General features: G+C 71.0%; 13 protein-coding genes. 6 read left to right on the forward strand and 7 right to left on the reverse strand.

Going from position 1 to position 13,973, the window contains the following annotated elements:
* Entirely contained in the window at positions 1–1,173 is a 1,173-nt protein-coding gene (locus ASF57_RS19390; RefSeq protein WP_056486350.1) for a hypothetical protein, read from the forward strand.
* A 165-nt stretch (positions 1,174–1,338) separates the two neighbouring features.
* On the opposite strand, the gene glp is transcribed toward ASF57_RS19390, so the two are convergent.
* From glp to ASF57_RS19425, 7 genes are all read right to left on the reverse strand, one after another.
* Positions 1,339–2,559 (reverse strand): gephyrin-like molybdotransferase Glp, encoded by a 1,221-nt coding sequence (gene glp / locus ASF57_RS19395; protein ID WP_056486695.1) that lies wholly within the window; start codon positions 2,557–2,559, stop codon positions 1,339–1,341.
* A gap of 107 nt (positions 2,560–2,666) precedes the next feature.
* The gene (moaC, locus tag ASF57_RS19400) at positions 2,667–3,152 is read right to left on the reverse strand and encodes a cyclic pyranopterin monophosphate synthase MoaC (RefSeq protein ID WP_056188801.1); all 486 of its coding nucleotides are present in this window, start codon (positions 3,150–3,152) and stop codon (positions 2,667–2,669) included.
* 10 nt (positions 3,153–3,162) lie between these two features.
* Positions 3,163–4,014 (reverse strand): indole-3-glycerol phosphate synthase TrpC, encoded by an 852-nt coding sequence (gene trpC, locus ASF57_RS19405; RefSeq protein ID WP_056486352.1) that lies wholly within the window; start codon positions 4,012–4,014, stop codon positions 3,163–3,165.
* A 9-nt stretch (positions 4,015–4,023) separates the two neighbouring features.
* The gene (gene trpD, locus ASF57_RS19410; protein WP_056486356.1) at positions 4,024–5,049 is read right to left on the reverse strand and encodes an anthranilate phosphoribosyltransferase; all 1,026 of its coding nucleotides are present in this window, start codon (positions 5,047–5,049) and stop codon (positions 4,024–4,026) included.
* A 64-nt stretch (positions 5,050–5,113) separates the two neighbouring features.
* Positions 5,114–5,728, reverse strand: coding sequence for an aminodeoxychorismate/anthranilate synthase component II (locus ASF57_RS19415; RefSeq protein WP_056486698.1), 615 nt, complete (start codon positions 5,726–5,728; stop codon positions 5,114–5,116).
* A 64-nt stretch (positions 5,729–5,792) separates the two neighbouring features.
* A complete protein-coding gene (gene trpE, locus ASF57_RS19420) occupies positions 5,793–7,316 on the reverse strand; it encodes an anthranilate synthase component I (RefSeq protein ID WP_056486359.1) in 1,524 nt (507 codons plus the stop codon).
* 7 nt (positions 7,317–7,323) lie between these two features.
* Positions 7,324–9,228, reverse strand: a complete 1,905-nt coding sequence (locus ASF57_RS19425) for a peptidylprolyl isomerase (RefSeq protein WP_056188787.1) — start codon at positions 9,226–9,228, stop codon at positions 7,324–7,326.
* A gap of 250 nt (positions 9,229–9,478) precedes the next feature.
* Between ASF57_RS19425 and tpiA the strand changes: the two genes are divergently transcribed.
* From tpiA to ASF57_RS19450, 5 genes are all read left to right on the forward strand, one after another.
* Complete coding sequence (gene tpiA, locus ASF57_RS19430) at positions 9,479–10,243, forward strand: triose-phosphate isomerase (RefSeq protein ID WP_056188784.1); 765 nt, start codon at positions 9,479–9,481, stop codon at positions 10,241–10,243.
* 118 nt (positions 10,244–10,361) lie between these two features.
* The gene (locus ASF57_RS19435; RefSeq protein WP_056486362.1) at positions 10,362–11,120 is read left to right on the forward strand and encodes a GNAT family N-acetyltransferase; all 759 of its coding nucleotides are present in this window, start codon (positions 10,362–10,364) and stop codon (positions 11,118–11,120) included.
* A 164-nt stretch (positions 11,121–11,284) separates the two neighbouring features.
* Positions 11,285–11,695: a preprotein translocase subunit SecG gene (gene secG, locus ASF57_RS19440; protein WP_056188778.1), complete on the forward strand. Its 411-nt coding sequence runs from the start codon at positions 11,285–11,287 to the stop codon at positions 11,693–11,695.
* Positions 11,696–11,884: 189 nt separating this feature from the next.
* The gene (locus tag ASF57_RS19445) at positions 11,885–13,513 is read left to right on the forward strand and encodes a CTP synthase (protein ID WP_056188775.1); all 1,629 of its coding nucleotides are present in this window, start codon (positions 11,885–11,887) and stop codon (positions 13,511–13,513) included.
* 140 nt (positions 13,514–13,653) lie between these two features.
* A complete protein-coding gene (locus ASF57_RS19450) occupies positions 13,654–13,956 on the forward strand; it encodes a hypothetical protein (protein WP_056486365.1) in 303 nt (100 codons plus the stop codon).
* Positions 13,957–13,973: the final 17 nt, after the last annotated feature.

Below are 13,973 nucleotides of genomic sequence, written 5' to 3' on the forward strand. Positions count from 1 at the left end.
ATGCGTCCCGGCCGGATCGGAGGCGCCATCCGGGCGGCTGTCCGGTCGGGCGTCCTGTCGTGCGCCCTGGCGGGCGTTCTGCTGTCCTCCGTCACGGCGGCCCGGGCGCAGGTCGATCCGCGCATCCTGCCGCTCCACCCGGCCTATGCGCGCAATCCCACCTGCGCGCCGGTCGCGGCCACGATCCCGTTCGACGTCCATGAGGGCACCCGCGACGTCGCGCTGTCGCCCTCGCCGCGCGAGATGCCGCTGAACCAGGGCGAGAGCGCGATCTGCTTCGCCTACGCCACGGCCGACATGATCTCGCACCGGCTCGGGCGTCAGATCTCGCCCCTCGACGTGGCGACCAAGACCTACTTCGCCGATCCGGAACGCCTGACCGCGATCCCGGCCCTGCGCGCCCATCTGAAGGCCCATCCGAACTGGCGGGCCGACATCGCCTGGAGCCGCAACGCCGCCGAGATGTCCAACATCGGCAACCCCAAGCTGCTGCCGTACTTCGACAAGATCGAGGGTGGCGAGGAGGACACCGCCGCCCTGCTCTACAACATCGGCGGCCTGTGCGAGGATCGGGACCTGCCGTCCAACGACGGCTATCGCTACGCCGACCGGACCCTGCGGGCGCTGCGCTACCGCAGCCGCCTCGCGCCCCGGCCCCTGTGCTTCCGCAGCCTTGCCGGAACCGTGCCCCATCTGCGCGATCCCCGCACCGACACCTTCAACGCCGGCTGGATCGCCCACGTGGAGGCGCGCTGCCGCCGGGTCCCCTTGCCGGTGCCGCTGCTGCCGGTCTCCTATCGGGTCGCCGCCAATCAGGCGGAGTTCGCCGCCCTGCGCGAGGCCGGCCGGCCGCCGGGCCGCCGGGCGGTCGCCCGCATCCTGGCGATGATCGATTACGCCCTCGACCACGGCCGGGTGCCGACCATCGGCTACAGCTGGTACCTCCTGGAGGACCGCGACCCGAAGGACCCGGACCTGCACGCCGATCACGCCAGCCCCGTCATCGGCCGCCGCAAGGTCGGCGGCAGCTGCCAGTATCGGGTCCAGGACAACACCGGCGAATACTGCGCCCGGATGCGCGAGGGCATGCGCGAGGCCTGTGACAACGGTCGGGTCTGGGTCGATGAGGAGGCCCTGCGGCGCACGCTCTACAGCGTGACCTATCTTCGCTGACGGCGTCGCGTTTCGGCGCGGGAACCCAGATGCGGGTCCGGAGTGGACGAGGCCTGCGTCGGAGGGATGCGAGTCCCGGCTGGAGTTTGGCTGAGATCGGGGGAAACCGGTTATTCCGACAAGCCAAAGGAACCTGACGGACTCCAGTGCCTTGGAGCCGGGCGGTCAGAGCAGGCGCCGGTCCAGGCGCAGGATGCGGCAGGGCGCACCGGCCTTCGCCGCGGGGGCGTGCGGCGCGCGGATCAGCAGCGCTTCGGCCGATCCGAGGATGCGCAGCATCGACGAATCCTGGCGGTTCTCCGGATACACCACCGGCAACCGGTCGGGCGCCGTCTCGATGCGGGCGCGCAGGTAATCCTGGCGCAGGTCGTTCTCCGCGAGGTCGCAGCCGAGGATGGCCGGCTCCGAGGCATCAGCGGCCGCGTGCGGGTTGCCCAGGAGTGCCCGGATCGCCGGAACCACGAACAGCAGGCCGCACACCACCGACGCGACCGGGTTGCCGGGCAGACCGAGCACGGCCATGCGGCCGAGCCGGCCATGCATCAACGGTTTGCCGGGGCGCAGGGCCACGCGCCAGAAGCCAAGGTCGAGGCCCCGGGCGTGAAGGGCCGATTGCACGAGGTCGTGGTCGCCGACCGATGCGCCCCCGAGGGTGATGAGCAGGTCCGCCTCCGCCGCGACGGCACGGCCGATGGCATCGTCGAGGGCCGCCAGTGTATCCCCGGCGATCCCGAGGTCGATCGCCTCGGCGCCGGATTCCCGGACCAGGGCCGCGACGGCGAGGCCGTTGGAGGCGACGATCTGGTCCCAGCGCGCCGGTTCGCCCGGCGCCACGAGTTCGTCCCCCGTGGCCAGGATCGCCACGCGCGGGCGTCGCCGCACGGGCAGGACGGCGTGCCCCCCGGCGGCCGCGAGGGCGATGCGGCGGGGATCGAGGACGTCGCCGGCCTTGAGCAGGGGGTCGCCGGCCCGGAAATCGAGTCCGCTCGGGCGGATGAAGCGTCCGGCCGGCACGGATTCCCGTGCCGTCACGGTTTCGGGGGCTGCTTCGGCGTTCTCCTGGATCAGGATCGCGTCGGCGCCCTCCGGGACGGGCGCGCCGGTGAAGATGCGTACGGCCTCGCCGGCCCCCACGGCGCCGGCGAAACCGTGGCCCGCCGAGCTGGTGCCGACGAGCCGAAGGGCGACGGGCGCCGCGTCGAGGTCGGCGCTGCGCACCGCGTAGCCGTCCATCGCCGAGGCCGGGAAGGGCGGCTGCGTGCGTAAGGCGGCCAGATCGGCGCCGAGGGTCCGGCCGGCGGCCTGCCCGATGGCGATCGTCTCCGCCACGACGGGGCCGGGGATGCCGGCGAGAACCCGCGACAGGGCCTCGGCGACCGAGATCATGCCGGACCCCTTCCGACCTGAACCTTTGCCGCTCGGATCCTTGTCGCTCGGATCCTTGCCGCTCAGATCCTTGCCGCTCGATTTCCGGCCAGGCGCGTCCTGGCCGCTCAAGCGTGATCCTCGGCTCGGTAGGCGCCGGAGCGGCCGCCATCCTTGGCCAGCAAGCGGATGCCCTCGATCCGCATGCCGCGATCGGCTGCCTTCACCATGTCGTAGATGGTCAGGCAGGCGACGGAGACGGCGGTCAGCGCCTCCATCTCGACGCCGGTCGGCCCGAGCACCTTCACCTCCGCCGTCACGCGCAGGCCGGGCAGGCTGTCGTCGACCTCGCAATCGACCCGGACCTTCGAGAGCAGCAGCGGATGGCACAGGGGGATCAGCTCGTGCGTCCGCTTCGAGGCCATGATGCCGGCGAGCCGCGCCGTGCCGATGACGTCGCCCTTCTTGGCGTCGCCCTCGCGGATCAGCCGCAGGGTTTCGGGCAGCATGACGACGCTTCCCGTCGCGCGGGCGGTGCGGGTGGTCGCGTCCTTGTCGGACACGTCGACCATGTTGGCCGCGCCGGTGGCGTCGAGATGGGTGAGTTCGGCCATCGTCGCGTCCTCAGGCCTTCGCGTCGCCGAACAGCAGGCGCCGGGTGGCTGCCGTCACGTCGGCCTCGCGCATCAGGCTCTCGCCGACCAGGATGGTGTCGAGGCCGGCCTCCGCCAGGCGGACCACGTCGGCATGGCCGGCGATGCCGCTCTCGGCCACGGCGATCCGGTCGGCCGGCACGCCCTCGGCGAGGCGGATCGCGGTCTCGAACGAGACCTCGAAGGTCTTCAGGTTGCGGTTGTTGATGCCGACCAGCCGGGTGCCGAGCGGCAGGGCGCGGGTCAGCTCCTCGGTGTCGTGGACCTCGACCAGCACGTCCATGCCGAGATCGTGCGCGGTCTCCACCAGGGCGGCGGCCTCGTCGTCGTCGAGGCAGGCCATGATGACCAGGATGCAGTCGGCGCCCCAGGCCCGCGCCTCGAACACCTGATAGGGCTCGAACAGGAAATCCTTGCGCAGGACCGGCAGGGCGCAGGCGGCCCGCGCCTCGGTGAGGTATTCGGGCTTGCCCTGGAACGAGGGCGTGTCGGTCAGCACCGAGAGGCAGGTGGCGCCGCCGGCCGCGTAGGCGGCGGCGAGCACGGCCGGGTCGAAATCGGCGCGGATCAGGCCCTTCGACGGCGAGGCCTTCTTCACCTCGGCGATCAGCGCCGGGCGCTTCTCGGCGATATGCGCCGCGATCGCATCGGCGAAGCCGCGCGGGGGCGAGACGTCGGCGATGCGCTTCTCGAGCTTGGTCTGCGGCACCCGCAGCTTCGCCTCGGCGATTTCACGCCGCTTGTAGGTCTCGATGCGGGCGAGCACGTCCTTGCGCTCGGCGGGAGCGACGTGCGCGACGGACCCGGATTTGGGCTCGGACATGACGGGCTTTCAGGCGTGCGAGCGAAGGTTCGAGAGGCGGACCAGCCTGTGGAGTGTGGCACGCGCGGCGCCGCTGTCGAGGGCCTGTCCGGCCCGGACCACGCCTTCCGCGAGGGAGCCGGCGGCCTCGGCCACCACCAAGGCGGCGCCGGCATTGAGCACGGCGATGTCGCGATAGGCGTTGCGCGCCCCGTCCAGCACCTCGGCCAGGGCGGCGGCGTTGTGCGCGGGGTCGCCGCCCCGGAGGGCTTCGAACCCGTGCAGCGGCAGGCCGACCTCGCGCGGATCGATGGTGAATCGCGAGATCCGGCCGCCCTCCAGCGCCACCACGGCGGTGGGGCCGGTCACGGTGATTTCGTCGAGGCCGTCGCTGCCATGCACGGTCCAGACCCGGTCACTGCCGAGTTCGGCGAGCACGCCGGTCAGCGGCTCGGCCCAGGCCGGCGACGAGACGCCGAAGAGCTGGCGCCCCACCCCGGCCGGGTTCGCCAGGGGACCCAGCATATTGAAGATCGTCCGCGTCGGCAGCTCGGCCCGCACCGGGGCCACGTGGCGCATGGCGGCGTGGTGCGTCTGGGCGAACATGAAGCACAGGCCGGCCTCGGCGAGGCAGAGGCTCAGCTCCTCCGGTGCGAGGCCGATGCGGACGCCGAGCGCCGCGAGCACGTCGGCGGCGCCCGAGCGCGAGGTGGCGGCCCGGTTGCCGTGCTTGGCCACCGGCACGCCGCAGGCGGCGGTGACGATCGCCGCCAGGGTTGAGACGTTGTAGCTGCCCGAATGGTCGCCGCCGGTGCCGACCACGTCGATCGCGCCCGGAACGCTGCGCACCGGCACCATCCGCGCCCGCATGGCCTCGACGGCGCCGATGATCTCGTCCGGGGCCTCGCCGCGGACCTTGAGCGCCATCAAGAAGGCGCTGGCCTGGACCGGCGTGACCTCGCCCGAGAGCAGATCGTCGAAGGCCTGCCGCGCCTCGGCACGGTCCAGGCCCGCGCCGGTGGCGACCTTGGCGAGGAGGGGCTTGAAGGATTCCATGTGGCTCGGGCGTGACGGTCCGGCGCGGAGAGCCGGAGTGATTCCAGACAGGCGACGTAACCCGTCAATGCACGCCGTCGCGGTCCTTGTCACGCGCCGCATTCCACGTGGCCGCGATGTCCAGGAAATTCCGCAGGATCTGCGATCCGTGATGCGACAGGATGCTTTCCGGGTGGAACTGCACGCCGTGGACGGGGAGATGCGCGTGGGCGAGCCCCATGATCAGGCCGTCGGCCTCCGCCGTCACCGTCAGGTCCGTCGGGCAGCCGTCGCGCTCCACCACCAGGGAATGGTAGCGCGTGGCGTCGAAGGGGCCGTTCAGCCCCCGGAAGATCCCGGACGCCCGGTGCCGGATGCTGGAGACCTTGCCGTGCATCGGCGTCGGTGCCCGCACCACGTCGCCGCCGAAGGCCTGGCCGATGGCCTGGAGCCCGAGGCAGACCCCGAAGATCGGGATCTCGGCCGACAGGTCCTTGACCACATCGAGGCAGATCCCGGCCTCGTTCGGCGAGCAGGGGCCTGGCGAGAGCACGATCGCGTCGGGCCGGCGCGCGCGGATCTCCGCGATGGTGATCGCGTCGTTGCGCACCACGTCGATCGAGCCGCAGAGCGGGCCGATCAGGTGGACGAGATTCCAGGTGAAGGAATCGTAGTTGTCGATGACGAGGACGTCGGACATCGGAGCTTCGCGCGCGGGCATGGAGGCGGTGTGGCGCGAGTCCGGCGACCCGTCAACCGGTGCGCTATTGCCCCCGTCGCGCCCGGCTCGCGAACACCACCGCGTCCTCGGCCGCCCGGAACAGCGCCTTGGCCTTGTTGACGCATTCCTGCTGCTCGGAGGCCGGGTCGGAATCGTAGACGATGCCGGCACCGGCCTGGACGTGCATGCGGCCGTCCTTCACCAGGGCGGTGCGCAGCACGATGCAGGTGTCCATCTCGCCGCGCGCGCCGAAATAACCGATGCAGCCGCCATAGGGGCCGCGCTTCTCGCGCTCCAGTTCGTCGATGATCTCCATCGCCCGCACCTTTGGCGCGCCCGAGACCGTGCCGGCCGGGAAGCCCGCCGACAGCGCGGCCAGCACGTCGTGCTTCGGGTCGAGCTCGCCCTCGACGTTCGAGACGATGTGCATGACCTGGCTGTAGAACTCGAGGAAGAACGAGCCCGTCACCGTGACGCTGCCGATGCGCGAGACGCGGCCGACATCGTTGCGGCCGAGGTCGAGCAGCATCAGGTGCTCGGAACGCTCCTTCGGGTCGGCCAGCAGCTCGTCGGCCAGCGCCTGGTCCTCGGCCGGATCGGCCCCGCGCCGGCGCGTGCCCGCGATCGGCCGGATGGTGACGCGCCCGTCGCGCACCCGCACCAGGATCTCGGGTGACGAGCACACGAGCTGGAAGTCCTCGAAGTCGAGGTAGCACAGGAACGGGGCCGGGTTGGTCCGGCGCAGCGAGCGGTAGAGCGCCAGGGCCGGCAGGGTGAAGGGCGCCTCGAAGCGCTGCGACAGCACCACCTGGAAGACGTCGCCGGCGACGATGTACTCCTTCGCCCGCGCCACCATGGCGAGGTACTCCTCCGGCGTGGTGTTCGAGACCGGCTCGGGATGCGCGATGGCGCGCGGGTCGATCCGGGCCTCGACGGGCAGGGGGCCTTCGAGGATTTCGGCGACCCGCTCCAGGCGGTCGAGGACGGCTTCGTAGGCGGCACGCGCGGAGATCCCTTCCGTCGGGCGTACCGGGCCGACGACCGTGATGAGGTCGCGCACCGAGTCGAACACCACCATGATGCGGGGGCGCACCAGGATCGCGTCCGGGACCCCGAGGGGGTCGGGGTTCGGCGAGCCGAGGGTCTCCATCGTCCGCACCATGTCGTAGCCGAGATAGCCGAACAGGCCGGCGGCCATGGGCGGCAGCGCATCGGTGGCGCCGTCCACCCCGATGGCGCTCTCGGCGATCAGGGCGCGCAGGCTGGCGAGGGGGTTCGCCTCTTCGGGCGTGAACGCCGACAGGTCCGGGCCGCGCGCCAGTTCCGCCCGGCCGTCCCGGCAGCGCCAGGCGAGGTCGGGGTCGAGGCCGATCATCGAGTAGCGCCCGCGCACGACCCCGCCCTCGACGGATTCGAGCAGGAAGGCCGTGCCGGAATGTTGCGCCCGCAGCTTCAGGAAGGCAGCGACCGGCGTCTCCAGGTCCGCCACCAGGGTCAGGTTGAGGAGGGTCGGGCGACCCGCCGCGTAGGTCTCCGCGAAGGCCGTGAAGGCAGCGTCTTCGGTCATTGCCGGCTCAGTACTCGCCGCCGCCGATCGCCCGGCGGACGGCCGCCTGGTTGACCGTGACGCCCACGGAGGTCTGCACGTCGCCGATATACTGGCCGAGCACGTCGTCGGCGATGGTCGGCTGGAAGCGCTTGGTGATGGCCTCGTCCTCCGGTGAGCCCGGCACGAAGGCCGGCATCGTCGCGGCCGTGACCTTGAACAGGGCGCGGCTCTCGCCGGCCTCGGCCGAGGCCGCCTTGTTCACCGGCGTGGCGAAGGCGCGGTTGACCACGTCGGCGGTCATGTCGCCCTGCGGCTGGTTGCGGGCGAGATCGGTCACGGTCTGGACGTTGAGTCCGGCTTCCGCCGCCACGGTCTCGACGGCCTCCCCCTTGTCGAGGCGGGCGGTGAGGTCCTTGGCCTTGGCGATGAGGCGGCTCTGCGTCTCGGCCGCGCGCCAGCGGGCGACGACCTCGTCGCGGACCTGGTCGAGGGGCTTGTCGTGGGCGCGGTCGATGTTGGTGATGTCGTACCAGACATAGCCGCCGGACTTGGTCCGCAACGGCTCGTTGTCGCTGCCCATCTCGGCCCGGAACAGGGCGGACAGGGTTGTGTCGCGGTCGGGGATGCCGTCCACGGTCTTGCCCTCCGGGTCGAGGCCCTGGGCGGTCACGGCCGGGATGGTGCGCAGCGGCAGGTCGCGCTCCTTGGCGATGTCGGCCAGCGGCTTGGTGTTGGCGCGCTGATCCTCGATGGCGTCGTGGGCCGCGTCGATCCCGCTGGTGGCCCGCTCGAGGGCGATGGTCTTGGCGATCTCGGCGGAGACGTCGGCCAGGGGCTTCACGGTCTCGGGCTCGATGGCGGTGACGCGCAGGAGCACCGTGCCGAAGCGGCCCTTCACGGGGGCGCTGACGCTGTTCACCGGCAGCGCGAAGGCGGCATCGGCCACGGCCGGATCGAACAGCTCGGCCTTCGTCAGGGTGCCGAGCGACAGGTCCTTGGCATCGGCTCCGGTGCCGGCGGCCACGGCCTCGAACGGCTTCTCGCCGGCCTCGATCACCTTGCGGGCGGCCTCGGCGGCCGCGGCGTCCGGGAACACGATCTGCTGAATCGTGCGGCGCTCGGCCGTGCCGTAGCGGCCCTTCTCGGCGGCGTAGCGCTTGGCGATGTCCTCGGCGCTGACGGCCTCCGGCTTGGCCATCGCCTGCGGGTCGAGGACCAGCAGGGTGACGGACCGGGCTTCGGGGGCGCGGAAAGCGTACTTGTTCTCCTCGTAATAGGCCTTCACGGCCTCCTCGCTCGGCGCCGGGATCTCGCCGGCCACGGAGGGCGGCAGCATCATCAGGGCCACGGAGCGCCGCTCGGTGGTGTAGCGATGCACCGCCTCGCGCAGGGCTTCGGGCACGTGGAGGTCGGCCGCCACCGCCTCGGCGAGCTGGAGGCGGGCCGCCACGGCGCGCTGCTCACGCACGAAGGTGGCCTCGTTGATGCCGGCGCGCTGGAGCGTCTGGTAGAACAGGGCCGGTTCGAACTTGCCGTCCGCGCCCTGGAAGCTCTTCTCCTCCTGAATCGCCCGCAGAACCGCCGCATCGGGGATGCTCAGGCCGAGTGCCGCGGTCTGCTGGTCGAGGGAGGCCTCGCTGACGAGCTGCGCCAGCACCTGCCGGTCGACGCCGAGCCCCCGGGCCTGGTCCGGCGTCAGGGTGCGGCGGGTCTGGCTCTGATAGCGCTGAAGCTGGTTCTGGTAGGCGGTGCGCAGGGTCTCGGCCGAGATCTGCGCCTTGCCCACGGTAGCCACGCTGCTGGACGAGCCGGCGCGGAAGAACTCCTCGACGCCGAAGATCGCGACGCCCGCGATGAGGAAGGTGAAGACCACCGTGAGGATGATCTTGCCGAGCCAATGCTGGCTGGCCTTGCGCATGTTCTGCAGCATCGAACGTCCGGGTACCCGTCGGGTGGGCGTCGGGGGACGCCCGTCATTCCAGGGAAAGCCGCCCGCGATAGACCATCCGGGCTGTCACCGCAAAGGGCGTCCGGCGTTTGCGCCGCCTCCGAGCCTCTGTTACGGGCGGCGCAATCGCCAAGCGAAGCCATTTCTCGCCACGCAAGGTTTTATTGCCAGGCGAAGCGATGCAGGGCCGAGCGAAGCCGCAGAAGCCGAAACCACATCAGTGAGGAACGGGATGACGAAGTCGGGGCGACGGCCTCTTATTGCCGGCAACTGGAAGATGAACGGCCTGCGCAGCTCGGTCGCCGTGGTCGAGGCGGTCCGTCACGGCCTGACGCCCGACCTTCTCGATACGGTCGACGTCCTGATCTGCCCGCCCTCGACGCTGATCGCATCCTGCGTCGCCGCGGCCTACGGCTCGCCCATCGCCATCGGCGGCCAGAACCTTCATGCCAAGCCGAATGGCGCCTTCACGGGCAGCATCTCGGCCGAGATGCTGGCCGATCTCGGGGCCTCCTACGTCATCGTGGGTCATTCCGAGCGCCGGGCCTACCATCACGAGACCGATGACGGCGTCCACGCCAAGGCGCTCGCGGCGCGTCGCGCCGGCCTGTGCGGCATCATCTGCGTCGGTGAGACCCAGGAAGAGCGCGAGGAGGGCCGGACCCTCGACATCGTGCGCGCGCAGCTCGCCATCGGCGTGCCGAAGGGCGCCACCGCCAAGGATACGGTCATCGCCTACGAGCCCGTCTGGGCCATCGGCACCGGCCTGACCCCGACCCCGGCCGACATCGCCGAGGTCCATGCCTCCTTACGCGAGATGCTGGGCCAGCTCATCGGCGCCGAGGCGCAGGCCGTCCGCATCCTCTATGGCGGCTCGGTCAAGCCGAGCAACGCGCGTGAGCTGATGGCGGTGGAGAACGTCGATGGCGCCCTGGTGGGCGGCGCCAGCCTCGTCGCCGACGACTTCCTCGGCATCGCCCGCGCCTACATGCGCTGAGGTCCCGATACGCCGGGCCGGAGCGCCGGACGTCCGCTCCGGCTCGGGATCGCCTTCACGGCACCGAAAATATGGACGTGTGAACCCGATAGGCCCGGCTTGGGAGGGGAGGGCAGACATGTCCTGGACGTCGGATGCGGATTTGCACTGGTCCGTCGAGGAGGCCTGTGCCAACGCCCGGCCTTCGCCAAACCAGATCGTGTTCGGGGGCTGGCTTCTGCGAGCCTCCGGCGGGCCGACCCGGCGCACCAACGCGCTGAACCCCCTGCGCGGGCGGCGCGACGATCCTGCGGCGGTAATCGCTGCGGCCGACGCGGTCTATCGCGCCCTCGGCCAGCCGCTGATCGTCCGCGTTCCCGATCTCGCCCCCGAGATGGATGCGGCTCTGGACCGCCTGGGCTTCCGGGCCGAAGGCGAGACCGATACGCTGTTCGCCGCCGGCGCGGCGTGCCACGCGCCCGCGCCGGCCGATCTCGTCCTCAAGCCCGAACCCGATGCGGCCTGGTTCGCGGCGCAATCCGCCTGCGAAGGTCCCGTCTCCGCCCTCGCCGCGCAGACCTACCGGGCTTCGCTCGCCAGCCTCCTCCTGCCGCGCGTCTTCGCACGGCGCATGCGGGACGGGCGGCCGGCGGCGGTCGGCTACGGTGCCCTCAATCGTGGCCTGCTGGTGCTCGAATCGGTGGTCACCCATCCGGAGCATCGCCGGGCGGGACACGCGACGGCGCTCGTCGCCGGCCTGATGGCTTGGGCTCGGGCGCGGCAGGCGGAGGGGGCCTGCCTGCAGGTCGTCGCCGACAACGGTCCGGCCCGGGCGCTCTACGAAACTCTCGGATTCTCGCGTCGGTTGTACGGCTACCGCTACCGGCGCCGCGACTGAGCCGGCCGGCCGGGCGCCGGTTGGCGCAGGCAGCCATCTGGTGTATGGCCCCACGACATTGTCGGCGGCGCCAGGACTCTCCGGCCCGTGGCGCGCCCGCGTCCGACCCGATGCCCGACCGGGCTCGGGGCCGGCGCGCATATGGTGAAGATTCCGGATTTTCGATGCAGACCGTTCTGATCTCGATCCACCTCATCGTCGTCCTCGGCCTGATCGCCGTGGTCCTGCTCCAGCGCTCCGAGGGCGGTCTGGGCCTCGGTGGCGGCGGCAGCGGTGGGGTCGCCGGCTTCATGACCGGCCGCGGTCAGGCCAATGCGCTCACCCGCGCCACCGCGATCCTCGCCGCCCTGTTCTTCACCACCAGCATGGCCCTGGCGATCCTGTCGCACCGCAGCGCGGCGCCGCGCTCGATCCTCGACGGGACCGGCACCAGTCAGCCCGCGACCCAGCCGAATGCCGGCAACCTGCTCGACACCCTGCGGAACCAGGGCGGCGCGCAGCCGGGCACTCCGGCGCAGGTGCCCGAGACCGCGCCGGCCCAGCCGGCCGTGCCGCAGGCGCCGCAATCGCGCTGAACGTGTTGAGCCGGGGCGTTCGCCGCACCGGATGATTGTGAAGAGCGCGGCGTCCGAGGCATCGGGCGCCGCACAGCGTTCCACCGCCACGCCGAAACGAGTGTCTCACCGCCCCTGCGACCGCATGGCGGGGGACAAGCGTTTTTGTCGTTTGGCGAATCGTTCTCCCTTGTTTATGGACCGAGGCCCATGACGCGGTACGTATTCATCACCGGCGGCGTGGTTTCCTCGCTCGGCAAGGGCCTCGCATCGGCGGCCCTCGCGGCCCTGCTCCAGGCACGGGGCTACAAGGTCCGCCTGCGCAAGCTCGACCCCTACCTCAACGTCGATCCGGGCACGATGAGCCCGACGCAGCACGGCGAGGTGTTCGTCACCGACGACGGCGCGGAAACCGATCTCGATCTCGGCCATTACGAGCGCTTCACCGGCGTCGCCGCGACCCGGGCCGACAACATCACCACCGGCCGGATCTATCTCGACATCATCACCAAGGAGCGGCGCGGGGATTACCTCGGCGCGACGATCCAGGTGATCCCGCACGTCACGAATGCGATCAAGGACTTCGTCCTCGAGGGCAACGAGGCCTTCGACTTCGTCCTGGTGGAAATCGGCGGCACGGTCGGCGACATCGAGGGCCTGCCGTTCTTCGAGGCGATCCGCCAGCTCGGCCAGGAGCTGCCGCGCGGCGCCACCGCCTTCGTGCATCTCACCCTGCTGCCCTACATCCCGTCCGCCGGCGAGCTGAAGACCAAGCCGACCCAGCACTCGGTCAAGGAGCTGCGCTCCATCGGCATCCAGCCCGACATGCTGCTGTGCCGCTGCGACCGGCCGATCCCGTCGGACGAGCGGCGCAAGCTCGGCCTGTTCTGCAACGTGCGCGAGACGGCCGTGATCGAGGCCCGCGACGTCGATTCGATCTACGACGTGCCGCTGTCCTATCGCGAAGCCGGCCTCGACCGCGAGGTGCTGTCCCATTTCGGCCTGCCGTCGCAGGACGAGCCGGACCTGTCGCGCTGGCGCACCATCTCCGAGCGGGTGAAGAACCCCGAGGGCGAGGTCTCCATCGCCATCGTGGGCAAGTACACCGGCCTCAAGGACGCCTACAAGTCGCTGACGGAGGCGCTGACCCATGGCGGCATCGCCAACCGGGTCAAGGTCAACCTCGAGTGGATCGAGGCCGAGGTCTTCGAGCGCGAGGACCCGGCACCGTTCCTCGAAGGCATCCACGGCATCCTGGTGCCCGGCGGCTTCGGCCAGCGCGGGGCCGAGGGCAAGATCCGCGCGGCCCGCTACGCCCGCGAGCGCAAGATTCCGTATTTCGGCATCTGCTTCGGCATGCAGATGGCGGTGATTGAGGCGGCCCGCTCGCTGGCCGGCGTCACGGGAGCGAACTCCACGGAATTCGGTGAGACCGCCGAGCCGGTGGTCGGCCTCCTGACCGAGTGGCTGAAGGGCAACGAGCTGGAGCGGCGCGCGGCGGCCGGGGATCTCGGCGGCACCATGCGGCTCGGCGCCTATCAGGCGAGCCTGCGGCCGGACACCAAGATCGCCGAGATCTACGGCACCACCGACATCTCCGAGCGCCATCGCCATCGCTACGAGGTCAACATGGCCTATCGCGAGTGCCTGGAGGCCAAGGGCCTGCGCTTCTCCGGCCTCTCGCCGGATGGCCTCCTGCCGGAGACCGTCGAGCATGTCGGCCACCCGTGGTTCATCGGCGTGCAGTTCCATCCGGAACTGAAGTCCCGCCCCTTCGAGCCGCACCCCCTGTTCGAGAGCTTCGTCGGCGCCGCCATGGTGCAGAGCCGGCTGGTCTGAGGCAGCGCGTGCCCCGGCCGACGGGCTCGGCGGCGACCCCGAGACCCGGCGGCGCGGAACATCCGCTCCGGCTCTGCCATTGACAGCGGTCCGAGGCGTTTATCCGCCTCCTCGGGAAGTCCCCGCACCGGAGCCGCCTTATGCCGCCGACCTTCACCGCTGAATTCGAGACCCGTCGCGACGCCGAGATGAGCGTGGAGCATCTCGTCCAGGAGCACGGGCTCGACCGGAAGGCGATCATCGTCGTCTCTGCGGGCGACCAGAACAGCGCCGGGGTCGAGCAGGCCGGCGCAGACCTGGAGGACGGCCGCAACAAGACCGAGACCGAGGGCGAGCCCGCCCTGACCGGTGCGATCCAGGTTCGCGTCGAGGCCGACGACGCCCAGCGCGGCGTCATCGACGAATCGTTCTCGACCTTCGGCGGCAAGATCCGCCAGGTTTGATCGGACGTTTGCGTCTG

Origin of the sequence: Methylobacterium sp. Leaf117 (genome assembly GCF_001422985.1) — a bacterium.
Classification (GTDB): Bacteria; Pseudomonadota; Alphaproteobacteria; order Rhizobiales; family Beijerinckiaceae; genus Methylobacterium.